Consider the following 24,385-nt stretch of genomic DNA (forward strand, 5'->3'; position numbering starts at 1 on the left):
CCGTCTGCTCGCCCGCGGTGGCGAGGAGCCGAGCGTCGACGCATGGCTCCCCCACCCGACGAGTTGGAGAAAGCACATGGCAACATCCGCATCCCGTTCCAGTGCAGTCGGACTGGGTCTGACTTTCGCCCTGTTCGGCCTCACGCACGTGGGCTGCCAGCGTGCCACGACCGTGAAGGAAGAACCCGTCGCGCCGGGACCGGTCGCCGCGGAGTCCGTGGCCCCGGAACCGGTCGTGTCGGCTCTTGCCGGACCGTTGAACCGGGATGCGATCCTGGCGGCGCAGCGTCTCGACGAGCCCCAGTGGTACAAGGACAACATCCCCTTCCTGGACACGCCGGACGACAAGCTCGACGAGGTCTATTACTACCGATGGAGCACCTACAAGCGGGCGCTGCGCTACACCGTGCCCGGCACGGGCTATGTCTCCACGGAGTATGACGTCCCGATCGGCTACGCCGGCAACCCCTACACGGCTCTTCCAGATGCGGCCGGCTACCACATCCAGGATGGACGGTGGCTCGCCAATCCGGACTACGCCGGGGACTACCTGGACTTCTGGCTGCGCGGTGCCGGCTACACCGGGACCTTGAACTTCTCCGAGTGGATCATCGATGCCGCCTATCAACGGGCGCTGGTGACCGGAGATCAGCGGGATCTGATCTCCCGCCTCCCGGAGCTCATCGGGCTGTACCAGCGCTGGAATGCCCGACTCGTCGACAACTTCCCCCTCAACGGTGGAGCGTCGAACGCGAAGCTGTACTGGCAATCGCCGCTGTCGGACGCGACGGAGTACACCGAGACGTCCATGAAGAGCAGCAATTGGTTCGGCGGCGGTGCCGGCTACCGCCCGACCATCAATGCCTACATGTACGCCGCTGCCACCGCGATCAGCAAGCTCGCCCGCACCGCCGGAGACACCGCGACCGCCGACGATTACGCGTCCAGGGCCGCGTCCATCAAGGACGGCGTGCAGAAGGCCCTGTGGGATCCCCAGCGCTCCTTCTTCTTCCAGGTGTACACCACCTACGACGACTCCAATGGGGCCTTGAAAGGCACGCGGACCACCTGGCGCGAGCTGATGGGGTACGCGCCCTGGGCCTACAACCTTCCGGACGCGCAGTATTCGTCCGCCTGGCAGTTCCTGACCCATCCCGACGGCTTTGGCGCCGCCTACGGCCCCACCACGCTCGAGCGCATGCACCCGCTCGAGGCCGAGCAGGCCATCATCGCCAACGCCACCCGGTGGACCTCGGGCTCTGCCTCCAACGGCTCGTACATCGGCCAGATCGACCTGGCCACCAGCAGCGTCACCTTCACGGTCGACGCACCGGGCGACGGCACGTACCCGGTGAAGGTGTTCTACGCCAACGCGACGGGAGCCAGCAGCACGCATCAGTTGTTCGTCAACGGCGCGTCGACGCCGCAGACCGTCACCTACCCGGCGACCTCTGCCTGGGGCCAGTTCTCCGCTCAGCAATTCGTGACGGTGCAGGTCGCGATGCGTGCCGGGTCCAACGCCTTGAAGTTCCAGAAGGGCACCGGCTACGCCGAGCTGGACAAGATCTCCGCCAATCCCTACTTCAACTACCAGGCCCTCCCGTCCCAGCCCAATCGCGAGGACTGGAACTGCTGCCATTGGAACGGTCCGAGCTGGCCGTTCCAGACCAGCCAGGTGCTCGCCGGTCTGGCCAATCTGCTCCAGAACTACCCGGCCCAGTCCTACATCACGGCAGCGGACTACCGGGAGATGCTCAGCGACTTCACGGCGCTGCAGTACAAGGAGGGCAAGCCCTACGTGGCCGAGGCGGCCAACGGCGACACCGGCCAGTGGATCTACGACGGCTTCAACTTCAGCGAGCACTACAACCACTCCTCCTACATCGATCTGGTGCTCACCGGCCTGCTGGGAATCAAGCCCCAGGCCAATGACACCCTGGTGCTCAAGCCGCTGGTGTCACCGTCCTGGGATTACTTCGCGGTCCAGGATCTGCCCTATCACGGCCACAAGCTCACCCTCGTGTTCGACCGGTACGGCACCCGCTACGGCCAGGGCTCGGGTCTCCGGGTCATCCAGGATGGCCAGTTGATCCACAGCGCGGCCACGTTGGGAGAGACGACCCTCAAGGTCGCCCCGACGGTGCTGCCGGCGGCCAGGCAGCGGATGATGAACGTGGCCGCCAATCCGCTGACCATGGAGCAGGATTGGCTCAACCGAGCGATCACCCAGCCCTACCCGCGCGCGTTCGCCTCGTACACCAACCCGGTGTCCAACGGGCCGCGATGCCACAGCGGACAGACGTGCCGGCCGACCACCTATGATCAGCCGATGCGGGCCACCGACGGGTGGATCCGGTATGACACCATCCCGGACAACCGGTGGACCAACCTGGGCTCCCCGAATGCCACCGACCACCTCGGCGTGGACTTCGGTGCGGTGCGGCCCCTCCAGCAGGTGAGCCTCTACCTCTACGATGACCGTGATCGAATCCGTGCGCCGGCCGCGTATGACGTCCAGTACCTGGATGGACAGACGTGGAGGAGCATTCCCAACCAGGTCAAGACGCCGGCCACACCGGTGGGCAATGACCTCAACACGGTGACCTTCCCGGTCCTCTCGACGTCTCAGTTGCGCGTCGTCTTCACGCCCCAGGGCGGGAAGTTCGTGGGTGTCACCGAGTTGCAGTCGTGGTACCCCCAGCCGCCGCCCGTGCGGCTCGTCAACAAGAACAGCGGCCTGGAGCTGTCGGTGACGGGAGACTCCATGGCCTTTGGCGCCGAGGTGTCGCAACAGGCCGCCACCGGGACGCGCTCCCACCAGTGGAACGTGGTCCCGGCGGAGAACGGGTTCTCCAAGCTCATCAACGTCCAGAGCGGACAGGTGCTGGGCATCCGCGACGCATCCACGGCCGCGGGCGCCCTCGCACTGCAGTGGGGCGACACCCTGACCCGGGATCACCTGTGGTCCATCGTGGACATGGGCAATGGCTACTCCAAGCTCGTGAACGCCCACAGCGGGATGGTGCTGGGCATCCGGGACGCGTCCCGGTCCGTGGGGGCCCCCGCGCTGCAATGGCACGACACCGGCACCGACGATCATCGGTGGCGCATCGAGACCGCCGCTCCCTCGTCCGCGGCCCCGTGAGGCCCCGGACGGCTGACATGACGGGCCCCGTGCACCAGACGCACGGGGCCTTCCCTCTCACCAGGACTTCTTCATGACCGCTGTGCTCGAAATGCGGGGAATCACCAAGACGTTTCCCGGCGTGCGTGCGCTCCACGACGTCCACCTCACGGTCCAGGCCGGCGAAATCCATGCGTTGATCGGCGAGAACGGCGCGGGCAAGTCCACCCTCATGAAGGTGCTGAGCGGCGTCCATCCGCATGGCACCTATTCGGGGGAGCTCTACTTCGAGGGCGAGGAGCGGCGCTTCTCGGACATCTCGGACAGCGAGAAGCTCGGCATCATCATCATCCACCAGGAGCTCGCCCTCGTCCCCCTGCTGTCGATCGCCGAGAACATCTTCCTCGGCAACGAACAGGCGGAGCACGGCGTCATCGACTGGTCCGTGACCCACGCGCGCACCCGGCAACTGCTCGATCGGGTCGGACTCCAGGAGTCCCCCGACACGCTCGTGACCGAGCTCGGCGTGGGCAAGCAGCAGCTCGTGGAGATCGCCAAGGCCCTGGCCAAGGAGGTCAAGCTGCTCATCCTCGATGAGCCGACCGCGAGTCTGAATGAAAGCGACAGCAGCGCGCTGCTCGACCTGCTGCTGCGGTTCAAGGAGCGGGGCATCACCTCCATCCTCATCTCCCACAAGTTGAACGAAATCACCCGGGTCGCGGACTCGATCACGGTGCTGCGCGATGGAGCGACCATCGAAACCCTGGACTGCCGCCGCGCGCCGGTCAGCGAGGACCGGATCATCCAGGGCATGGTCGGCCGGGGCATGGCGGACCGTTATCCCAAGCGCGACCGCGCCCCGGGCGAGGTGCTCCTCGAGGTGGAGGGCTGGACGGCCCATCACCCGGTCCATCCCGCGCGGCGGGTCGTCAAGGACGTCTCCCTGACGCTGCGCCGCGGGGAGATTCTTGGAATCGCCGGTCTGATGGGCGCGGGCCGGACCGAGTTCGCGATGAGTCTGTTCGGCCGCACCTACGGCCGTGACATCAGCGGACGCGTGCGCGTCGAGGGCCGGGAGGTCGACGTCAGCACGGTGGAGAAGGCCATCCGCCAGGGAATCGCCTACGTGACCGAGGACCGGAAGACCTATGGTCTGATCCTCTCCGAGGACATCCGCAAGAACGTGACGCTCGCCCATCTGGACGGGGTGTCGCGCTTCCAGGTCATCGACGAGGTGCGGGAGCTCGCGGTCGCGAACGAGTACCGGGATCGGCTGCGGATCCGCTCCTCGAGCATCTATCAGGAGACCTTGAACCTCTCGGGCGGCAATCAGCAGAAGGTGGTGCTCAGCCGCTGGCTCTTCGCCAATCCCAAGGTGTTGATCCTCGACGAGCCCACCCGAGGCATCGACGTGGGGGCCAAGTATGAGATCTACACGATCATCAACGAGCTCGCCCGGACGGGCAAGGGCGTGCTGATGATCTCCTCCGAGATGCCGGAGCTGCTCGGCATGTGCGACCGGATCCTCGTGATGAGCGAAGGCGCGCTCGTGGCGGAGCTCACGGCCGAGCAGGCGTCACAAGAGAAGATCATGCAGGCCATCATGCGCAAGGGAGCACACTGACGATGGATACCGGGCTGACCCAAGAATCCCAAGCGTTGCGGACCGCCCCGCGTTCGCTTCCCTCCGTGGGGAGCTTCCTCAAGGCGCATTTCCGTGACTACGGCATGCTGCTGGCGCTGCTGGCGATCATGCTGTTCTTCCAGGTGTCCACCGGGGGAACGCTCCTCAAACCGCTCAACCTGACGAATCTGGTATTGCAGAACAGCTACATCGTCATCATGGCGCTGGGCATGCTGCTCGTGATCGTCTCCGGGCACATCGACCTCTCCGTCGGCTCGGTGGTCGGATTCGTCGGGGGCCTCGCGGCGGTGCTGATGGTCGAGTACGGCCTGCCCTTCTTGCCGACGATGGGACTCTGTCTGGCGGTGGGCGGGCTCATCGGTGGGGTCCAGGGGTACTGGGTCGCCTACATGCGCGTGCCTTCGTTCATCGTGACGCTCGCGGGCATGCTCGTCTTCCGGGGGCTGCAGCTCGCGCTGCTCGGGGGCCGGTCCGTCGGTCCCTTCTCCGCCGGGTTCCAGAAGCTGAGCTCTGGCTTCATCCCCGACGTGTTCGGTGGGGGGGCACTCAACGCCACGTGCCTGCTCCTGGGCGCCACGACCGTGGCCGCGAGCCTGTGGGGAGGCATTCGCCAGCGCCGCCAACAGCAACAACATGGACTCGAGACGACGCCCTTCGCCCTCTTCGCGTTCAAGAACGGGCTGCTCGCCGCGCTCGTCCTGTCCTTCTGCTATCTGCTCGCCACCTACCGCGGCATGCCGAACGTGCTCCTGATCATGTCCCTGCTGGTCGCCCTGTATGCCTTCGTGACGAACCGCACCGTGATGGGACGGCGCATCTACGCCCTCGGCGGCAACGAGAAGGCCGCGAAGCTCTCCGGCATCAAGACCGAACGGCTCACCCTGCTGGCCTTCGTCAACATGGGAGCGCTCGCGGCACTCGCCGGCCTCATCTTCGCGGCGCGCCTCAACACCGCGACCCCGAAGGCGGGCCTCGGCTTCGAGCTGGATGTGATCGCCGCCTGCTTCATCGGCGGGGCCTCGGCCGCTGGCGGCTTCGGCAAGGTCACGGGCGCGGTCATCGGCGCGTTGATCATGGGCGTGATGAACAACGGCATGTCGATCCTCGGCATCGGCATCGACTACCAGCAGATCATCAAGGGGCTCGTGCTCCTCGCCGCCGTGTCGGTCGATGTCTACAACCGCAAGAAGTAGAGGGCGTATGTCCACCTCGTCGGCTCTCCAGCAATTCCTCTCCCGCCTCGGCCCCGATGGAGTGCTCGCCTGCACGTGCGGCAGGCCCCACCGCGTCCAGGTGAAGCAGGTGATCATCGGGGAGGATGCGCTGCGGCAGTCCACCAGCCTCCTGCGGAGGCAGTGGGGGCAGAGCCCGACGATCTGGGTCCTGAGCGATGAACACACGGAAGCCGCCGCGGCGGAGCGCTGGAAGACGAGCGTCCACGCCGGAAGGCTCGTCTCGCGGATCCTTCCCGGAGTACCCCGGCCGGTGCCGACGCTGGCGCTGGCGCAGGAGCTCGCCGCCGAGGTGCGGGCCGCGTCGCCGGATCTCCTGGTCGGCGTGGGCAGCGGCGTCATCAGCGATCTGGTGAAGAAGGTGTCCCTGGACACCGGCCTGCCCAACTGGTGCATCGCGACCGCCCCCTCGGTGGATGCCTACAGCTCGACGACCGCGGCGCTCCGCCTCGAGGGGTACCATCAAGCCGTCCCCGCGCGGCCCTCCGAGGTCATCGTGGGGGACCTGGAGGTGCTCGCCCGCGCCCCTCGCCTGTTGTTCCTGGCGGGCCTGGGAGATCTGCTGGCCAAGTACCTGGCGCATCTGGACTGGCACCTCGCCCGGCTCGTGGCGCGGGAGGCCTTCTGTGCCCCCCTCGCCGGGCTGGCCCTCGACTCGGCCCGGGAAGCGTTGGCGGCCGCGCGGGCCTGGCAAACCCAGCCCCTCGAGGCGGTTCGCGCCCTCACCGAGGCGGCGCTCGCCTCGGGCTTCGCGATGCAGGCGGTGGGCAGTTCACGGCCAGCGGCCTCGGCCGAGCACACCATCGCGCATTTCTGGGAGATGGCGGGCGCGGTGGCCGAGGAGGAGAAGGATCTGCACGGACTGTTGGTCGGCGCCGCGTGCCGGCTCGTGCTGCCCGGCTACGTCGGCTGGTACCGCCAGCTCGGAAAGGTGGAGGTGGACGTGGAAGCCCGGCTCACCGCCCTGGAACAGGCACCGCCCTGGCACGAGCGCCTGGAGGCGGCGATGGTGCCCTTCCGTCACAAGATGGAAGGGGAGATGCGCGGCCGGACCTTCGACCGCCAGGCGCTGGCCCAGCGCCTCGATGCGTTCGCCAGGCAGAGGGATGTCCTCCAGGGCATGGCCGAGCCCCTGCTGAAGGAACTCGCCGACGCCATCGCGCTGCTGGAGCGCATCGGTTTTCCCTTCGCGCTGGAGGAGCTGGGAATCGACGCGCGCCACGGGATGCCCCCCGTCCGTCATGCCCGGCTGCTGCGCAACCGCTACACGACCTTCGATCTCGCGCACGAGCTGGGCCAGGAGGACGCGCTCCTCGGCCTGATCTCGCGCGGCGCGCTGGAATGACGGGCGGCGCACCGCCCGCCGCCGGCCTCAGCGCGCCTTCGCCGCGGCGGTGCTCTGGCGCAGGATGAGCTGGATGGGCACCAGGACATGCTCCTTGGTCTTCGCCGTGCCCTCGATCTGTTCGAGGAGCAGGTGGATGCAGCGCCGCCCCACCTCGGCGAAGTCCTGGCGCACCGTGGTGAGCGGGGGCGTGAAGTAGCCCGCCTCGGGGATGTCATCGAAGCCGACGATGCTGATCTGCCGGGGCTTCTCCCGGTTGACCTCGTGGAGCCGACGCAGCAGTCCCAGCGCCATTTGATCGTTGGCCACGAAGACCGCGGTCGCGTCGGGCTTCTCCAGCAACTGCCGGCCCAGCTCATAGCCGGAGTGGGCACTCCAGTCCCCCCGCAACAGGGCGGGAACGGGAGCTCCGGCCTGCTTGAGCGCCGCCTGCCACCCGGAGATGCGCTGCTCGGCCTCGATCCAATCCGCGGGCCCGGCGAGGTGCCAGACGGTCCGATGGCCGAGATCCAACAGGTGCTGCGTGGCGGCCTTCGCGCCGCCGATCTGATCCACGGCGACCACGGGCACCGCGTTCGTGGAGCCGGCACCGACCGCGACCATGGGAAGGTCCGGGGGCAACCGGCGCAGGGCCTCCAACGCGGTGATATGGGGCGCGATGACCACGACCCCGTCGACCGCCTGGTCCCGCAGGAGCTGCACCGCGTCGAGGACCGAGGTGCGGCTGCGCGAGCGCAGGCTGGTGATGCTGACCGCGTAGCCCGCGTTGTGCGCCGCCTCCTCGATGCCGAGCAGGGTCGACGCGGGACCGTAGTGCACGGTGTCCAGGCTGACGACCCCGATGACCCGTGAGCGCCCCGTGACCAGCGCCTGCGCCACCGAGTTGGGCCGGTAGTTGAGTTGCCGGATGGCCGCGAGAACGCGCTCGCGGGTTTCCCCCTTCACGTTCGGACTGTCGTGCAACACGCGCGAGACCGTCTGATGCGAGACCCGGGCCAGCTTCGCGACATCCGTCATGACGGCGGGCCCACGCCCACCCTTCCGAGTCTTACTTCCCTTCTGTGATCCACTGCTCATGCGCGACAGCCTATCTCCGTCCGGTCGTCCGCGCCCCTGAATGTGTCGACTCCCGGTCAGTTCCCGACTCGGCCCAGGCGGACTGGAACGTGTCATCCGCTGGCGCAACGCATCAAGTATTCCCTCCAGTGGCCATTGCTTGACGGCCTCCATGTTAACGTTCACAATTCTTGGCCATGGGATGTGCTCGCCGGGAAAGCCTGGTCACGTTCCCACCCCTCGAAATCCACTTGGAGGTCCCCATGAAGCGCGGGGCGTTTGTCATCGGGATTGATTTTGGAACGGACTCGGTCCGGGCGGTGATCGCAGACGCGGCGGATGGGGAGGTGGTGAGTGTCTCGGTTCAGCATTATCCGCGCTGGGCCCGGGGGCTCTATTGCGAGCCGAACGAGAACCGCTTCCGCCACCACCCCCTGGACTATCTGGAGACGATGCAGGCGGCGATCACGGAAGCGACCGCGCGGGCGGGACGAGAGGTCGCGTCCCGGGTGCGTGGCATCGCGGCCGACACCACCGGCTCGACGCCCATCCTCACGGACAAACGCGGCGTGCCCCTCGCGCTCACGCCCGGGTTTCGCGAGGACCCGGACGCCATGTTCCTCTTGTGGAAGGATCACACGGCGGTGGCGCAGGCGGAGCGCATCAACCAGACGGCGCGCACCTGGGGCGGGGCCGACTTCACGAAGTACGAGGGCGGCATCTACTCCAGCGAGTGGTTCTGGGCGAAGGTGTTGCACGTCGTGGAGACCAATCCCGCGGTGTCCCAGGCGGCGGTCAGCATCCTGGAGTTGTGTGATTGGATTCCCGCCGTCCTCACCGGGTGCGAGGACCTCGGCAAGCTCAAGCGCAGCCGCTGCGCCGCGGGGCACAAGGCGATGTGGCACGCCGAGTTCGGCGGCTACCCGGCGGATGAGTTCCTCGCCCGGCTCCATCCGCGCCTGGTCGAGTTCAAGGCCTCGCTCGGGCAGGAGACCTTCACCTCGGACATCCCCTTTGGCACGCTCTCCGCGGAGTGGGCGGTGAAGCTGGGCCTGCCGCATGACACCCTCGTCGCCGTGGGCGCCTTCGATGCGCACATGGGCGCGGTGGGCGGCAACATCAAGCCCCATCAACTCCTGAAGATCATGGGGACGAGCAGCCTGGACATGGTCGTGGCGCCCCGGACGCGGGGGCCGGAGCGGCTGGTGCCGGGCATCTGCGGCCAGGTCGACGGCTCCATCATCCCGGGGATGATGGGCTACGAGGCGGGACAGTCGGCCTTCGGCGATGTCTATGCCTGGTTCAAACGGCTGCTCAGCTGGCCCCTCGAGGCCCTGCTTCCCTCCCAGGGCGGAGCCGACCCGGAGGCCCGCCGCGTCATCGGCGACGCGCTCATGGATCGCATCCTTCCGGAGCTCGAGCGGGCCGCGAGGGAGCTTCCGCTCGAGGACGGCTCGCTCCTGGCGCTCGACTGGATGAACGGACGACGGACGCCCGACGCGAACCAACGCCTCAAGGGGGCCCTCACGGGCATCACCCTGGGCACGGACGCCCCGCGGCTCTACCGGGCCCTGGTGGAGGCGACGGCCTTCGGCTCGCGCGCCATCGTCGAGCGCTTCCGCGCGGAGGGGGTCCGGCTCGACAGTGCCATCGCCATTGGCGGCGTGGCGCGCAAGAGCCCCTTCATCATGCAGACCGTGGCGGACGTGATGAACATGGAGATCTCCGTCTGCGCGGGCGACCAGGCCGTGGCGGTGGGGGCGGCGATGTTCGCGGCGACCGCCGCGGGCCTCTACCCCCGGGTCGAGGCGGCGCAGGAGGCCATGTCCCCCGGCACCGAGCGGACGTACCGGCCCGACCCGGCACGCGCCCACCACTATGCATCGCTCTATCCGAAGTACCTCGAGCTGGGCGGCTTCGTGCAGAGGCAGCTGACCCGGCAGGACGAAGCCCACCCTTGAGCATGTCCGGTCCGGAGCCGGACCGGGACGAGAACCAGGAGCATGAGCATGATTGACTTGAAGACGCAGGAAGTGTGGTTCCTCACGGGCAGTCAGCACCTGTATGGCAACGAGGCCCTCGCGAAGGTCGCCGCCAACTCACGCCAGATCGCCGAGTACCTCGACTCTTGCGGCAAGCTGCCGGTCCGCGTGGTCTGCAAGCCCACGCTCACCGACGCCGAGGCCATCCAGAACGTCTGCCTGGAGGCCAACAACTCGCCGAACTGCGTGGGCGTCATCACCTGGATGCACACCTTCTCGCCGTCGAAGATGTGGGTCGCCGGGCTGTCGCGCCTCCAGAAGCCCCTGGCCCACCTGCATACCCAGACCGAGCGGGAGCTGCCCTGGGACAAGATCGACATGGAGTTCATGAACCTGAACCAGTCCGCCCATGGCGACCGTGAGTTCGGGTTCATCGGGGCCCGGCTGCGGCTGGAGCGGAAGATCATCGTCGGCTACTGGAAGGACGAGGATGTCCTGACGAAGCTCGACGGCTGGGCGCGGTCGGCCTGCGGCCTCGCCGAGTCGCGGCGCATGAAGATCGTCCGCTTCGGCGGCATGAACATGAGGGAGGTGGCCGTCACCGGCGGCGACCGCCTCGAGGCGCAGATCCAGCTCGGCTGGTCCGTCAATGGCCACGCGGTGGGAGACCTGGTCGGGCGCATCGCCGACGTGAGCGACGCCGAGGTGGATGCCCAGCTCTCGGTGTACGAGGACTCGTACACCCTCGTCCCCGCCCTGCGGAAGGGCGGCGAGCGCCGTTCGGGCCTGCGCGATGCGGCGCGGCAGGAGATCGGCATGCGCGGCTTCCTGCGCGAGGGCGGCTTCAGCGCCTTCACCACCACCTTCGAGGATCTCCACGGGCTCAAGCAACTGCCCGGCCTCGCCTGCCAGCGGCTCATGGCGGAGGGCTACGGCTTCGGCGCGGAGGGTGACTGGAAGACGGCCGCGCTGCTGCGCGTCATGAAGGTGATGAGCGCGGGACGCCCCGGGGGCGCCTCCTTCATGGAGGACTACACGTACCACCTGGCCAAGGGGCGCGAGCTCGTGCTCGGCGCGCACATGCTCGAGGTCTGCCCGTCGATCTCCGACAGCAAGCCGTCGCTCGAGGTGCACCCGCTCGACATCGGCGGCAAGGCGCCGCCCTGCCGTCTGGTCTTCGCGGCCGGGACCGGTCCCGCGCTCAACGCGACCCTCGTCGACATGGGAGGGCGCATGCGGATGATCGTGAACGAGCTGGAAGTGGTGAAGGCCGAGAGCCCGATGCCGAACCTGCCCGTGGCGCACGCCGTCTGGAAGCCCCTGCCCGACTTCAAGAGCAGCTGCGAGGCGTGGATCCTCGCGGGCGGCGCGCACCACTCGGGCTTCAGCCGCGCCGTCTCCGTCTCCCAGCTCCAGGACTTCGCGGCGATGGCGGGCCTCGAGTTCATCCACATCGGTCCGGGGACGAGCCTCACCGCCCTCAAGAACGAGCTGCGCTGGAACGACATCGCCTACCGGCTGGCCCGCTAGCCGCGCGCCGGCTTCGCACCGTGTCACGGCGGGCCCGACACCCGGCGTGACACGGCTTTCCCTTCCTCAAACCCCAGAGCCGTACCTCCCTCCAGAGAGCCACCCCATGAAGAGTGTCACGTTCAAGGTCGCTTCCGCGGTCCTCGTCTTCCTCGCGCTGATTCCCGGTGCCGTGCTGGCCAAGGACTCCATCGTGCTCGGCTTCTCCCAGGTGGGTGCCGAGAGCGAGTGGCGCACGGCCAACACCCAGTCGATCAAGGAGGCCGCCACCCAGGAGGGCATCACCCTGAAGTTCTCCGATGCCCAGCAGAAGCAGGAGAACCAGATCAAGGCCATCCGCTCCTTCATCGCCCAGCGGGTGAACGTGATCGCCTTCTCGCCCGTGGTCGAGACCGGCTGGGAGCCCGTCCTGCGCGAGGCCAAGGCGGCCCGCATCCCCGTCATCCTCACCGACCGCGCCGTCTCCGTGAAGGACGAGTCGCTCTGGCTCTCCTTCCTGGGCTCGGACTTCGTGGAGGAGGGCCGCCGCGCCGCGAAGTGGCTCGTCGGCTACGCGCCCATCCAGGAGCTCGCCGCCAAGGGCGAGGTGAACATCGTCGAGCTCCAGGGCACGGTGGGCTCCGCTCCCGCCATCGATCGCAAGAAGGGCTTCGAGGAGGTCCTGAAGGACCAGCCGAAGTTCAAGATCATCCGCTCGCAGACTGGTGACTTCACCCGCGCCAAGGGCAAGGAAGTCATGGAGGCGTTCCTCAAGGCCGAGGGCAAGAAGATCAACGTGCTCTACGCGCACAACGACGACATGGCCATTGGCGCCATCCAGGCCATCGAGGAGGCCGGCCTGAAGCCCGGCAAGGACGTGATCATCGTGTCCATCGACGCGGTGAAGGGTGCCTTCGAGGCGATGATCGCCGGCAAGCTCAACTGCACGGTGGAGTGCAACCCGCAGCTGGGGCCGCAGCTGATGCGCCTGGTGAAGGACGTGGTGGCCGGCAAGCAGGTGCCCCGGCGCATCGTCACGCAGGAGTCCGTGTTCCCCCAGGAGAGCGCCGCCCGCGAGTTCCCGAACCGCAAGTACTGAGCCCCAGAGCCTCGCGCGCGGAGGAGAGGAACATGATGCCAACCGTTCCAGTGCTCGAAATGAGGGGAATCTCGAAGCGATTCTCCGGCGTCCAGGCGCTCCAGGGCGTGGACTTCCGCCTGCTGCCCGGCGAGGTCCATACCGTCATGGGCCAGAATGGCGCGGGCAAGTCCACGCTGATCAAGATCCTCACGGGGGTTCATCGTCCGGACTCGGGCCGCATCCTGCTGCGAGGTCAGGAGATCAAACCCCGGAGCCCGCTCGAGGCACGCAAGCTGGGCATCAGCACGGTGTACCAGGAGGTCAACCTCTGCCCGAACCTCTCGGTCGCCGAGAACATCTGCCTCGGCCAGGACGCCTCCGAGACCTTTGCCATCCGCTGGAAGCAGATGCACCAGAAGGCGGAGGCGCTGCTGGCGGACCTCAACCTCCAGCTCGACGTCACCGCTCCCCTCTCCTCCTACTCCATCGCGGTGCAGCAGGTGTGCGCCATCGCCCGCGCCCTGAGCACGCAGGCGAAGATCCTCATCCTCGACGAGCCCACCTCGAGTCTCGCCGAGGACGAGGTGAAGATGCTCCTGTCGGTCATGAGGAAGCTCCGGGCGCAGGGGATGGCCATCCTCTTCGTCACCCACTTCCTCGAGCAGGTCTTCGAGATCTCCGACCGCATCACCGTCCTCAGGAACGGAGAGCTCGTCGGCGAGTACCCCGTCCAGGAGGTGTCGCGTATCGAGCTGGTCACCCGGATGGTCGGCCGCGAGGTGGCCGGGCCGGGCCCGGGCCGGGGCAAGAGCGCGCGTGTCCCCGCGGGCACGCAGGCCGTCGTGGACGAGGCGCCCGCTTCGGCCGAGGGGCCCTTCCTCAGCGCGGAGGGACTCGGCCGGCGGGGCTCGGTCCAGGACGTGGGCCTGGAGGTGAGGCGGGGCAAGGCCCTGGGCATGGGAGGGCTGCTGGGCTCCGGACGGACCGAACTCGCCCGGCTGCTCTTCGGCATCGATCGGGCCGAGAAGGGCTCCATCAAGATCGAGGGCCGGGCCGCGCGGATCTCCTCCCCCCTGGAGGCCATCCAGCACGGCATCGGCTTCTGCCCGGAGGATCGCAAGCACGAGGGAATCGTGGGCGAGCTGTCGATCCGCGAGAACATCCTGCTCGCGCTCCAGGCCAAGCGGGGCATCTTCCGCACGCTCTCGCGCAAGCGTCAGGACGAGCTCGCGGCGGGCTACATCGAGGCCCTCGGCATCAAGACCCCGAGCGCGGAGAAGCCCATCTCGCAGCTGTCGGGGGGAAACCAGCAGAAGGTCCTCCTCGCCCGCTGGCTGGCGACCGAGCCGCGCATGCTCATCCTCGATGAGCCGACCCGCGGCATCGACGTGGCGGCGAAGCACGAGATCATGGGGAAGGTGATGGAGCTGTGTGACAAGGGCATGGCCATCCTCTTCATCTCGTCGGAGATCGAGGAGGTGCTCTGCTACTCGGACCGCATCGCGGTCATGCGCGACCGGCGCAAGGTCAGTGAAATCAAGTCGGGCGAAGCGGACGAGAGCATGGTGTTCAAGATCATCGCGGGGGGACAGGTATGAGCGCGGCCACGAAGTCCCCCGGGGCGTCCCGGGCATCCGAGTCCCTGCGAGCGCTGGTCAGGGGACGGCTCTTCTGGCCGCTGGTCACCCTGGCCCTGTTGCTCTCGTTCAACCTGGCCTTCAACGCGCACTTCTTCTCCATCACCGTCCGGGACGGCCATCTGTACGGCAGCCTGATCGACATCCTCAACCGCGCCGCGCCCCTGATGATCGTCGCCATGGGGCTGACGCTGGTGATCGCCACCCATGGCATCGACATCTCGGTGGGCGCGGTGGTGGCCATCTCGGGAGCGGTGGCGGCGACGCTGATCGGCGGTCAGCTCACTCCGGGCGGTGGATCACCAGAGGCGGCCGGCCATCCGATGCCGCTCGCCATCATCGCGGCCCTGGGCGTGGCGATGGCACTGGGAATGTGGAACGGCGCGCTCATCTCCTTCTTCGGCATGCAGCCCATCATCGCCACGCTGATCCTCCTGGTGGCGGGGCGCGGCGTGGCCCAGCTCATTACGGGCGGGCAGATCATCACCATCTACCACACCCCCTACTTCTTCATCGGCAACGGGTTCCTCGCGGGGCTGCCGTTCTCGCTCTTCATCGTGACCGCCGTGCTGCTGTTGCTGCTGGTGCTCACGCGCCGGACCGCACTGGGACTCTTCATCGAGGCGGTCGGGCTCAATCCCGTCGCCGCCCGCTTCGCGGGAGTCCGGGCGCGCGCCATCACCTTCTGGGCCTACGCCTTCTGTGGCCTGTGCGCCGGAATCGCGGGGCTCATCATCAGCTCGAACGTCAAGAGCGCGGACGGCAACAACGCGGGCCTGCTCTTCGAGCTGGATGCCATCCTCGCGGTGGTCCTGGGAGGAACGTCGCTCAATGGCGGCCGCTTCACGCTGGTGGGCAGCGTGCTGGGAGCCCTCATCATCCAGACCCTCACCACGACCATCTACTCCGTCGGCGTGCCGCCCGAGGTGACGCTGGTGGTGAAGGCCGCCGTCGTCTTTCTCGTCAGCATCCTGCAGTCCGACAGGGTGCGCAACCGCATCACCTCGATGGGCAAGCTGGGGGAGGCACTGTGAGGAACGAGACCGACTCCAGGTTCTTCGCCGCGCCCCGCGCCCTCCCGGCTCGCGCGCCCGCGCGGCCCCGGCTGGATCCGCGGCACCTGCCGTTCATGGTCACCCTGGGACTGTTCGGGGTGATGTTCGGCGCGGGCTCGGTCGCGTTCGACGGCTTCTTCTCCCTCCAGGTCTTCCTCAACCTGTTCATCGACAACGCCTTCCTGCTGATCGCCGCGGTCGGGATGACCTTCGTCATCATCTCCGGCGGCATCGACCTGTCGGTGGGCTCGGTGACGGCGCTCACCACCATGGTGCTGGCGCACCTCGTCGAGAACCGGGGCTGGAGCCCCGTGCTGGTCATCCCGCTGGTCCTGCTGATGGGCGCCACCATCGGACTGATCCATGGGGTCGTCATCCAGTACTTCTCGCTCCAACCCTTCATCGTCACCCTGGCGGGCATGTTCCTCGCCCGGGGGCTCTGCTACCTCATCAGCGTCGACTCGATCGCCATCTCCCATCCCTTCTTCACCGACATCTCCGCGATCCGCTATCCCCTGCCCTTCGAGACCTCCGTCTCCGTCAATGTCGTCATGGCGCTGGGGGTCCTGCTCGGAGCGGTGTACCTGGCGCACTCCACGCGCTTGGGGCGGACGCTGTATGCCATTGGCGGCAGTGAGCAGTCCGCCCTGCTGATGGGCCTGCCGGTCGCGCGGACGAAGATCTTCGTCTACACGTTCAGTGGCTTCTGTTCCGCCCTGGCGGGCATCGCCTTCACCTTCTACATGCTCTCCGGCTACGGGTTGCACGCGCAGGGAATGGAGATGGATGCCATCGCGGCGGTGGTGGTGGGAGGGACCCTGCTCACGGGCGGCGCGGGCCATGTCCTGGGCACCCTGGTCGGCGTGTTGATCTACGGCACCATCCAGACCCTCATCATGTTCGAGGGCAGCCTCAGCTCCTGGTGGACGAAGATCGTCATTGGCCTGCTGCTGCTCGTCTTCTGCCTGCTGCAAAAGGTGCTGGCCAGAGCGCCCGCGCGCCAGGGGTCCACCCGCGCGGCCCGGCAGGACACCGGGCAGACCCACCCCGTTTCCTCCCCCATCGAGCAGACCGCCCAGGTGGGCGGGTAACCCCCACGCAGCACCCTTCCCAGACGGCATCGAGGCGCCATGGAATCGAAATACCACGCACTGAAAGAACGAGCCTGGGCGGCGAACATGGAGATCCCGCGGCGTGGGCTCGCCATCTATACCTTCGGCAATGTCTCCGCCCTGGACGCCCGGGCGGGCGTCTTCGCCATCAAGCCGAGCGGCGTGCCCTATGACCAGCTCCAGGTGGAGCACATGGTGGTGGTGGACCTCGAGGGGAGGATCATCGAGGGCACCCTGCGGCCCTCCTCCGACACGCGGACCCACCTCGTCCTGTACCGCAACCTCAAGGGCGTGGGGGGCATCGTCCACACGCACTCGACCTATGCCACCGGCTGGGCCCAGGCGCACCTGCCCATCCCCATCTATGGCACCACCCACGCCGACCACCTCGCCGAGGATGTGCCCTGCACGGAGGTCATGAGCGCCGAGGCGGTGGAACGCGACTACGAGATGGAGACCGGCCAGCAGATCCTGGAATGCTTCCGCCACCGCGACCCCCTGCACACGCCCATGGTGCTGGTGGCCGGACACGCGCCCTTCGCCTGGGGAGAAACCCCCGAGAAGGCGGTCTACAACGCCGCCGTGCTGGAGGAGCTCGCGAAGATGGCCTTCATCACCCGTGGGATTCATCCCGAAGCCGCGCGTCTCCCCGACCGGCTCATCCGCAAACACTTCGAGCGCAAGCACGGACCGAGCGCGTACTACGGCCAGAAGTAGCGCGGCCCGCCGGGCACGCGCGGCGGCGCATGCCCGGCGGTCCTCCCGCTCGGCCCTCAATCCGCGATGAACGTCGCGTCCGCCTTGTCCGTGGCGGTGGAGAGCGGCTGGACGTAGAGCAGGTAGTTGAAGTGGCGCAGGTAGCGCCCGGCGTAGTTGTACGACTCGAACGACGAGCCCGTGCTGCTCGCCAGGCCAGCGCGCTGGTAGAACGACGCATCGTTCTTGAACGAGGTGGAGCCATCACTCTTCTCCACCCAGGCCTCGGAGTTCTTGTGCCGCAGGTAGTAGCCCGGGAAGTTCGCCGACTCGAACGAGACCGTTCCCGAGCCGGAGAGGCCCGGCACGAGCCGGAATTGCGAATCCGCCAGGGGATTCACATTGGTCTCGAGCCGGCCCCGGAACTCCCAGTGACGAATCACGTAGTTGGGCAGGTTGTACGACTTGAACCGGAAGGGCGTGACCCCATCCGCCAGCGGGATTCCGAAGTTCGGTGTCCCGTCCGCGTTCCAGTAGATCTTCTGCACGCGGGTGTGGCGGTTCGGATCGTACAGCGGGTCCCCGTTGATCTGCTGATAGGGGCGCGCGTGGTAGACGAGAATGTCGCTCTGGCCGTCCTCGGACACGGTGAAGAAGTTGTGGCCGGGGCCGTACTGGCTCGTGTTCACGTTGCTGACGAACACGGGCGTCGGCGACTTCCGCCAGGAAGCGGGATTGAGGAGATCACTGCTGTCGGAGGCCGTCAGCATGCCCAGGCAGTAGCGGTCATCGGTCTTGCTGGCGGAGTAGGTGACGAAGATCTTCCCGTTCTTCTTGAGGACCGCGGGGCCCTCGTTGACCCGGAAGCCCTGGGTCTCCCAGGCGTACTCGGGCCGGGTCAGCAGCACCGGAGAGCCCGCGAGGGTGGTGGGGCTGCTCATCTTCGCGATGTACACATTGCTGTCCGGATTGGACTGCGCCCAGAGCAGGTATCGCTGGCCGTTGTGCTCGAAGGTGGTGGCATCGAGCGAGAACGAATCCAATCCCGTGGAGATGGAGCCCTTCTCGGTCCAGGACCCGGTCAACGGGTTGGAACTGCTGTTCTCGAGGGCATACATGCGGATCCTCCAGATGTCGTTGGAGGCACCCGCCGCGAAGTAGATGTACCACTTGCCCGAGATGAAATGGAGCTCCGGCGCCCAGATGTGCGCACCCATCTCGCCGGAAGAATGCTTGCGCCAGACCACCGTCTCCGCCGCGGAGGCCAGGCCCTGGATCGACGTCGCGCGCCGCAGGATGATCCGGTCGTACTCCGGAACGGAAGCCGTGAAGTAGTAGTAGCCGTCGGTATGCTTGAAGATCTGGGCATCTGCCCGCTGGGCAATCAGGGAGTTCGTATACTTCGGGGGAGCAGCCAGGGCATTTCCCGCCGCGAGGCCCAGGGACAGAGCCGCCACGACCAGGGAGCGCACGAGCTGCGGGAGGGATGAGCGTTGAGCCATTGAATGTTCTTCCTTTCCTCGGGTCATCACCAAACAGGGTTCAGCTGCGCGTCACGGACTGACTTCCTTGAACGTCGCGTCCGACTGCCCGGTCGAGCTGTTGATGGGATCGATGCGGAGCGTGTAGTTGGAGTGGCGGATGTAGGAGCCTGGAACGTTGTACGACTGGTAGGACGTCCAGGCCGAGTTCGCCAGGCCCGCGACATCCCGGAAGGTGGCGTCCTGCTTGAACTGGTCCGTGCCATCATTGCGCGCCAGGACCAGCACGTAGTTGCTGTGTCTGAGGAAGTAGCCGGGAAGATTGACCGACTCGAACGAGACGGCGCTGTTGCCATCGGCCAGTCCAGGAACGATGCGGAAGCGCGAATCCTCGACCGGAGACACGTTCGGCTCGATGCGGGCTTGATAGTTGTAATGGCGGGCGTAACGGTCTGGGAAGTTGAAGGACTGGAGGCGACGGATGTCACCGGCCTGTCCCGGCTCCTTCAGCACGGTCAGGTGCCGGACGAAGCCCGTGAGCGAGGGGAGTTCCTTCTTCGCCGACCAGGAGGCGAAGGTGTTGGCCGAGTCGCTGTAGTAGTACTTCCCGGACGAGTACCCGTCGAAGAGGATCCGCCAGGAGCCATTGTCCAACTGGACGAGGGCCGGACCTTCCACCCAGTTGCCCCAGCCCGCCCAATCCCCGGTGCCCTTGAAGGTGTAGGGTCCGGTCAAGCTGGAAGCCGTCGCGTACTCGATGTACTTGCTCGTCTCGTTCTTGGTGAACGCATGGTAGGTGCTGCCCAGCTTGACGATGAACGTGTCGATGTAGTTGGGCCCCAGGCCCGACAGGGGGACGGGGCTGGACCAGGCGGTCAGTGAGGTGTTGAGTGCCTTGATGACATGGGGGGTGAAGTTGCTGGTGCCCGTGGTGCGCAGCGAGACGATGATGTTGATACTGCCGTCGCTGTCCTTGAACCACTCGGGCGCCCAGGTGTTCTGCAGGTTCGCCGTCGGAAGCGTGACGTTCTGCATGAAGGTCCAGTTCACGCGATCGGTGCTCCTGGCGAAGCCAATCGTGTTGCCGTCCCAGTTCGTGGTGTACGTCACGTAGTACACCCCGTCCGTGTGTCGCAGGAGGCTGGGGTCGCGGATCAATCCCGACGGAGGTGTATAGGCGGGCCCCTTCATCAAGCCGTAATGGGTGCCGTCATAGGACTGGTACACGTACATGTTCGATTCACTCGAGTTCGTGAACGCGGTCATGGTGTACACCGGGGTGGCGGCGGAGGCCGGGGCCGGCAGGAGCGTGAGCACCGCCAGGGCCATCGATGTGAGCGCTAACATTCCGGAACGAGTCGAATCGCTCGTTGTTCTCGTCTGGGGCATGAACAAGACTCCTGCGGTGTCGGGGAAGGGACCGCGCGCTGGACATCAACAGCCACGGTCATACCTATGTGAACCCCTTCTTTGGTATACGGTCAAGGCGTTGAATTCACATTTCGCGGTCACCGCCGCGGCCTCCGTGCAACGCATTGCATCAATGTTCGAGACAGCACGCTCTCTGTCTCGATGAGGCTTCATCCGCTGGCCAACCCGAGGCGTGAATCGTCAGTCGCACGGGTCGGTCAACCGGACTCCGGGCGTCGCCGTCACCTCCGGTTACAAGCCAGTTACACCCCGCGCGGTCCTTCATTCGTACTGTTCTCCGCGTGCTCACTCGGGCACCGACGTACGAAAGGACGCACGATGAACTCGGCACTCAAGCTTCCCGTCATCCTTGGCTCCGCCGCGGTGCTCGCGGTCTCCGCCCTCCTGCTGGACCAGCCCTTCCAGGGCACGCCCGAGGCGCCGCCCATGAGGCCGGCCGTGGCCCCCATCGCCAAGGCGGACGCGAATCAGCCCGTCATCCAGATTGCCCTGCTGCTGGACACCAGCGGCAGCATGGACGGCCTGCTGGACCAGGCCCGCTCGCAGCTGTGGAACATCGTCAACCGCTTCTCCCACGCGAAGCGCGACGGCGTGGCACCGCAGCTCCAGATCGCCCTGTACGCGTACGGCAACGCCGACCCGGGCGCCAACTCCCATGAGATCCGCCAGGTACTGCCCTTCACCACGGACCTGGACCTGGTCTCCGAGCACCTCTTCTCCCTGAGAACGTCCGGCGGCGACGAGCACTGCGGAGAGGTCATCCGCGACGCCTCCGCGCAGCTCGCCTGGAGCAAGGATCCGGACGCCATGCGGCTCATCTTCATCGCCGGCAACGAGCCCTTCACCCAGGGCCCCGTCGACTTCGATGACGCGGTGAAGAACGCCCGCGAGCGCGGCATCACCGTCAACACCATCCACTGTGGCGACTACGAGGAGGGCGTCGCCGGGAAGTGGAAGGACGCGGCGGCGCTCGCCGACGGCAGCTACATGAACATCGACCAGAACCAGCGTGTGGTGGAGATCGCCGCGCCTCAGGACGCGGAGATCGCCCAGCTGGGCGCGGAGCTGAACAAGACGTATGTCGCCTACGGCACCGCCGGCAGGAAGAGCCAGTTGCGCCAGGAGGCGCAGGACAGCAACTCGCTCGGTGTCTCCATCGCCAGCATGGTGTCGCGCTCGGTGGCCAAGTCGTCCCGCAACTACTCGAACGAGAGCTGGGACCTGGTGGACGCGGTGAAGAAGAACCAGGTGGACGTGGCGTCCGTCCCGGCCGAGGACCTGCCGGAGCCGATGCGCGGGCTGGACGCCGCCGGCCGCAAGGCGTGGCTGGAGGCGCGCGAGCAGGAGCGGACGCGGCTCCAGCAGCGCATCCAGACGCTCAACGCCGAGCGCCAGCGGTTCCTCGCCCAGGCGCGCGAGCAGCAGGCCGCTCCGGGGGCGGACACGCTGGAAGGGGCCATCGGCCAGGTCGTGGCGCGCGAGGCGAAGAAGCGTCACCTCACGCTGGAGTAGGATGCCATCATGGCCGCGCGCCGAGTGCTTGTCGTGGAGGATGACCCCGCCATCCGGCGGGGAATCGTGGATGCCCTGCGCTTCGAGGGCTATGAAGTGCTCGAGGCCGGGGCCCGCGTGGAGGGACAGCGGCTGGCCGAGCGCACCCCGTGCGACCTCGTGTTGCTGGACCTGGTCCTTCCCGACGGGGACGGGCTGGAGCTGCTCCGGGCGGTGCGCAAGAGCCGCCCCACCCTCCCCGTCATCATCCTCACCGCCCGGGGCCAGGAAGAGGACCGGGTCAACGGCCTGAAGCTCGGCGCCGACGACTACGTGGTGAAGCCCTTCTCGGTGCGGGAGCTGCTGGCCCGGGCGGGCGCGGTGCTCCGCCGCTCGGCCGAGCGGCCCACGGGGACGGGCCGCATCGACTTCCCGGGAGGGCACTTCGAGGTGGAGCGGCGCGAGCTGAGCTTCGACGACGGCTCGCGGGTGGACTTGTCCGAGCGTGAGGCGGACGCGCTGCGCTACCTGGGGGACAACGCCGGGCGCGCCATCTCCCGCGAGGAGTTGCTGGAGCGGGTGTGGCACCTGCCCGCCCGGGGCGTGCAGACGCGCACGGTGGACATGACCATGGCGCGCCTGAGGGAGAAGCTCCGGGACGACTCCGAGGAGCCCCGCGTCATCCTCACCGTCCGTGGCAAGGGCTACATGTTCGCCACGCGAGGCGCCGCCTCGTGATTCGCTCCTGGCGCATCTGGATCGCCGTGAGCGCGTGCTTGTGCCTGGCGCTGGCGGGCGTGGTGGCGCTGTCGGCCTTCGCCCTCCGGCTGGACCGCGCGGACCGTCAGGCCCGGGAGAGCGCGGCGCGGGAGGAGAACGCGCGGCTGGCGCTGTGGCGGCTGGACTCGGACCTGCTGCCGCTGGTGGCCCGCGAGAGCGCGGTGGCCCCGGAGGCCTACCGCCCCGTATCCGCGGCGCGTGGGGTGCTCGACTCGAAGCTGCGTCCCATGCCTCAAGGCGAGGCGCTGCTGGCCTCACCGCTGCTGTCCCCACTCCCGGAGCATGTGCTGCTCCACTTCCAGGTGGCCTCGGATGGGACGGTGTCCTCGCCCCAGGTGGTGGGGCCCGGGCTGCGCGAGTCGGTGGGCGCCACGCTGCCCGCGTCCGAGCTGGCCACGCTGGAGGCCCGGCTGGGGAAGCTGCGCGGCCTCCTGGGCGGTACGGACCTCCGAAGGGCCCTGAGCGACCCGCCCCCACGGGTCCGGCGTCCCGAGCCCAAGGTGCGCTACGAGAGCACGCTCGCCGAGGTCTCCCAGGTGGCGAAGAACGTGAGCGAGTTCAGCGCCCGCTCCCGGAGCGCGAGTCAGGCCCTCCGGGGGATGAGCGGGTCCAACTCGAACGCCTACGAGGACAACGATCAGCGCGCCCCCGTGCGGAGCCAGCAGGGGGATGGTGACGCGATGCGGGCCCTCTGGGTGGGGGACACGCTGCTCCTGGCGCGGCGCGTCTGGCTGGACGGGCGGGAGTACATCCAGGGCTGCTGGTTGGACTGGCCCTCGCTGCGCACGTGGCTGGTGGGGCAACTGGGGGATCTGCTGCCCTCCGCGACGCTGGAGCCCGTCGCGGGCAGGCCGACGCACGCAGAGGACCGGATGCTGGCGGCACTGCCGGTGCGGTTGGTGCCGGGGCAGGTGCCGGGCGGGTATGACACGGCGTCCATCTCCTCGCTGCCGGTGGTGTTGACGGTGGCGTGGAGCGGCGTGCTGTTGGCGGGCGCGGCGGTGGTGGCGCTCCTGGTGGGCGTGGTGGCGCTGAGCGAGCGGCGGGGCGCGTTCGTCTCCGCGGTGACGCACGAGCTGCGCACGCCGCTGACGACGTTCCGGATGTACACGGAGATGCTGGCGGCGGGCATGGTCCCGGACGAGGCCCGGCGCCAGGAGTACTTCGACATCCTCCACCGCGAAGCGGAGCGGCTGAGTCACCTGGTGGAGAACGTGCTGGCCTATGCCCGCATCGAGCGCGGGCGGGCGCCGGCCCGGCTGGAGCCGGTGGACGTGCGCTCCATGGTGGGGCGGATGGAGGAGCGGCTGGCGCAGCGGGCGGCACAGGCGGACATGGAGCTGTGCGTGGACGTGCCGGCGGGCGTCACGGTGCTGACGGACCCTTCCGCCGTGGAGCAGGTGCTCTTCAACCTGGTGGACAACGCATCCAAGTACGCGGCCCCGGCGGTGGACCGGCGCATCCACGTGGAGGTGGAGCGGCGCCGGGGCCGGGTAGGCCTGGTGGTGAGGGATCACGGGCCCGGCGTGGACACGGTGACGGCGCGGCGCCTCTTCGAGCCCTTCTCCAAGTCCGTGCAGACGGCGGCGAAGACGGCGCCGGGCGTGGGGCTGGGACTCGCCCTCTGCCGGAGGCTGGCGCGGAGCATGAAGGCGGACCTCCGTCACGAGCGCGTGACGGAGGGGGGAGCGCGGTTCGTGCTGTGGCTCCCTCACTGATCCGTGGCAG

Annotated in this window: 17 protein-coding genes; 14 read left to right on the top strand and 3 right to left on the bottom strand. The window is 67.5% G+C overall.

The window, feature by feature from the left end:
• The first annotated feature begins 76 nt into the window (after window positions 1-76).
• From D187_RS44190 to D187_RS44205, 4 genes are all read left to right on the top strand, one after another.
• A complete protein-coding gene (locus tag D187_RS44190) occupies window positions 77-3,145 on the top strand; it encodes an MGH1-like glycoside hydrolase domain-containing protein (protein ID WP_002631828.1) in 3,069 nt (1,022 codons plus the stop codon).
• Window positions 3,146-3,218: 73 nt separating this feature from the next.
• Complete coding sequence (gene mmsA / locus D187_RS44195; RefSeq protein ID WP_002631827.1) at window positions 3,219-4,748, top strand: multiple monosaccharide ABC transporter ATP-binding protein; 1,530 nt, start codon at window positions 3,219-3,221, stop codon at window positions 4,746-4,748.
• 35 nt (window positions 4,749-4,783) lie between these two features.
• A complete protein-coding gene (gene mmsB, locus D187_RS44200) occupies window positions 4,784-5,962 on the top strand; it encodes a multiple monosaccharide ABC transporter permease (RefSeq protein WP_063725090.1) in 1,179 nt (392 codons plus the stop codon).
• A gap of 7 nt (window positions 5,963-5,969) precedes the next feature.
• Complete coding sequence (locus D187_RS44205; RefSeq protein WP_002631824.1) at window positions 5,970-7,346, top strand: iron-containing alcohol dehydrogenase; 1,377 nt, start codon at window positions 5,970-5,972, stop codon at window positions 7,344-7,346.
• Between the two features lie 27 nt (window positions 7,347-7,373).
• On the opposite strand, the gene D187_RS44210 is transcribed toward D187_RS44205, so the two are convergent.
• The gene (locus D187_RS44210; RefSeq protein ID WP_002631822.1) at window positions 7,374-8,363 is read right to left on the bottom strand and encodes a LacI family DNA-binding transcriptional regulator; all 990 of its coding nucleotides are present in this window, start codon (window positions 8,361-8,363) and stop codon (window positions 7,374-7,376) included.
• A 302-nt stretch (window positions 8,364-8,665) separates the two neighbouring features.
• Here D187_RS44210 and D187_RS44215 point away from each other — a divergent pair, with 302 nt between their 5' ends.
• The 7 genes from D187_RS44215 to araD all read left to right on the top strand — a co-directional run bounded on the left by D187_RS44215 (window position 8,666) and on the right by araD (window position 17,495).
• Window positions 8,666-10,363: a ribulokinase gene (locus D187_RS44215; RefSeq protein ID WP_002631820.1), complete on the top strand. Its 1,698-nt coding sequence runs from the start codon at window positions 8,666-8,668 to the stop codon at window positions 10,361-10,363.
• A 48-nt stretch (window positions 10,364-10,411) separates the two neighbouring features.
• Window positions 10,412-11,914, top strand: a complete 1,503-nt coding sequence (gene araA / locus D187_RS44220) for an L-arabinose isomerase (protein WP_002631818.1) — start codon at window positions 10,412-10,414, stop codon at window positions 11,912-11,914.
• A gap of 106 nt (window positions 11,915-12,020) precedes the next feature.
• Window positions 12,021-12,992: an ABC transporter substrate-binding protein gene (locus D187_RS44225; protein ID WP_002631817.1), complete on the top strand. Its 972-nt coding sequence runs from the start codon at window positions 12,021-12,023 to the stop codon at window positions 12,990-12,992.
• A gap of 32 nt (window positions 12,993-13,024) precedes the next feature.
• Complete coding sequence (locus D187_RS44230) at window positions 13,025-14,572, top strand: sugar ABC transporter ATP-binding protein (RefSeq protein WP_002631815.1); 1,548 nt, start codon at window positions 13,025-13,027, stop codon at window positions 14,570-14,572.
• A complete protein-coding gene (locus D187_RS44235; protein WP_002631813.1) occupies window positions 14,569-15,645 on the top strand; it encodes an ABC transporter permease in 1,077 nt (358 codons plus the stop codon). Before D187_RS44230 ends, D187_RS44235 begins: the two co-directional genes overlap by 4 nt.
• Entirely contained in the window at window positions 15,642-16,757 is a 1,116-nt protein-coding gene (yjfF, locus tag D187_RS44240; RefSeq protein ID WP_002631812.1) for a galactofuranose ABC transporter, permease protein YjfF, read from the top strand. Before D187_RS44235 ends, yjfF begins: the two co-directional genes overlap by 4 nt.
• Window positions 16,758-16,796: 39 nt before the next feature.
• A complete protein-coding gene (araD, locus tag D187_RS44245) occupies window positions 16,797-17,495 on the top strand; it encodes an L-ribulose-5-phosphate 4-epimerase AraD (RefSeq protein ID WP_002631811.1) in 699 nt (232 codons plus the stop codon).
• Window positions 17,496-17,551: 56 nt separating this feature from the next.
• On the opposite strand, the gene D187_RS44250 is transcribed toward araD, so the two are convergent.
• Complete coding sequence (locus tag D187_RS44250; protein ID WP_043434812.1) at window positions 17,552-18,976, bottom strand: family 43 glycosylhydrolase; 1,425 nt, start codon at window positions 18,974-18,976, stop codon at window positions 17,552-17,554.
• Between the two features lie 51 nt (window positions 18,977-19,027).
• Window positions 19,028-20,302, bottom strand: a complete 1,275-nt coding sequence (locus D187_RS44255) for a glycoside hydrolase family 43 protein (protein WP_245591985.1) — start codon at window positions 20,300-20,302, stop codon at window positions 19,028-19,030.
• A 402-nt stretch (window positions 20,303-20,704) separates the two neighbouring features.
• On the opposite strand from D187_RS44255, the gene D187_RS44260 reads away from it, so the two are divergent.
• From D187_RS44260 to D187_RS44270, 3 genes are read left to right on the top strand one after another with little or no spacing between them, the layout of a single operon-like run.
• The gene (locus D187_RS44260) at window positions 20,705-21,898 is read left to right on the top strand and encodes a vWA domain-containing protein (protein WP_002631808.1); all 1,194 of its coding nucleotides are present in this window, start codon (window positions 20,705-20,707) and stop codon (window positions 21,896-21,898) included.
• Between the two features lie 9 nt (window positions 21,899-21,907).
• A complete protein-coding gene (locus tag D187_RS44265) occupies window positions 21,908-22,615 on the top strand; it encodes a response regulator transcription factor (RefSeq protein ID WP_002631807.1) in 708 nt (235 codons plus the stop codon).
• The gene (locus tag D187_RS44270; RefSeq protein ID WP_002631806.1) at window positions 22,612-24,375 is read left to right on the top strand and encodes a sensor histidine kinase; all 1,764 of its coding nucleotides are present in this window, start codon (window positions 22,612-22,614) and stop codon (window positions 24,373-24,375) included. The genes D187_RS44265 and D187_RS44270 overlap by 4 nt, the downstream gene beginning before the upstream one ends.
• The last annotated feature ends 10 nt before the right edge of the window (window positions 24,376-24,385 follow it).

Source organism: Cystobacter fuscus DSM 2262 (genome assembly GCF_000335475.2).
Classification (GTDB): Bacteria; Myxococcota; Myxococcia; order Myxococcales; family Myxococcaceae; genus Cystobacter; species Cystobacter fuscus.

Bases quoted from the DNA above. Each gene is read 5' to 3' on its own strand.
- D187_RS44255 (WP_245591985.1), bottom strand. From the start codon at position 20,302: ATGTTAGCGCTCACATCGATGGCCCTGGCGGTGCTCACGCTCCTGCCG.
- araD (WP_002631811.1), top strand. From the start codon at position 16,797: ATGGAATCGAAATACCACGCACTGAAAGAACGAGCCTGGGCGGCGAAC.
- D187_RS44225 (WP_002631817.1), top strand. From the start codon at position 12,021: ATGAAGAGTGTCACGTTCAAGGTCGCTTCCGCGGTCCTCGTCTTCCTC.
- D187_RS44250 (WP_043434812.1), bottom strand. From the start codon at position 18,976: ATGGCTCAACGCTCATCCCTCCCGCAGCTCGTGCGCTCCCTGGTCGTG.
- D187_RS44260 (WP_002631808.1), top strand. From the start codon at position 20,705: ATGAACTCGGCACTCAAGCTTCCCGTCATCCTTGGCTCCGCCGCGGTG.
- D187_RS44205 (WP_002631824.1), top strand. From the start codon at position 5,970: ATGTCCACCTCGTCGGCTCTCCAGCAATTCCTCTCCCGCCTCGGCCCC.
- mmsA (WP_002631827.1), top strand. From the start codon at position 3,219: ATGACCGCTGTGCTCGAAATGCGGGGAATCACCAAGACGTTTCCCGGC.
- D187_RS44190 (WP_002631828.1), top strand. From the start codon at position 77: ATGGCAACATCCGCATCCCGTTCCAGTGCAGTCGGACTGGGTCTGACT.
- araA (WP_002631818.1), top strand. From the start codon at position 10,412: ATGATTGACTTGAAGACGCAGGAAGTGTGGTTCCTCACGGGCAGTCAG.
- D187_RS44235 (WP_002631813.1), top strand. From the start codon at position 14,569: ATGAGCGCGGCCACGAAGTCCCCCGGGGCGTCCCGGGCATCCGAGTCC.
- D187_RS44215 (WP_002631820.1), top strand. From the start codon at position 8,666: ATGAAGCGCGGGGCGTTTGTCATCGGGATTGATTTTGGAACGGACTCG.
- D187_RS44230 (WP_002631815.1), top strand. From the start codon at position 13,025: ATGATGCCAACCGTTCCAGTGCTCGAAATGAGGGGAATCTCGAAGCGA.
- D187_RS44210 (WP_002631822.1), bottom strand. From the start codon at position 8,363: ATGACGGATGTCGCGAAGCTGGCCCGGGTCTCGCATCAGACGGTCTCG.
- D187_RS44265 (WP_002631807.1), top strand. From the start codon at position 21,908: ATGGCCGCGCGCCGAGTGCTTGTCGTGGAGGATGACCCCGCCATCCGG.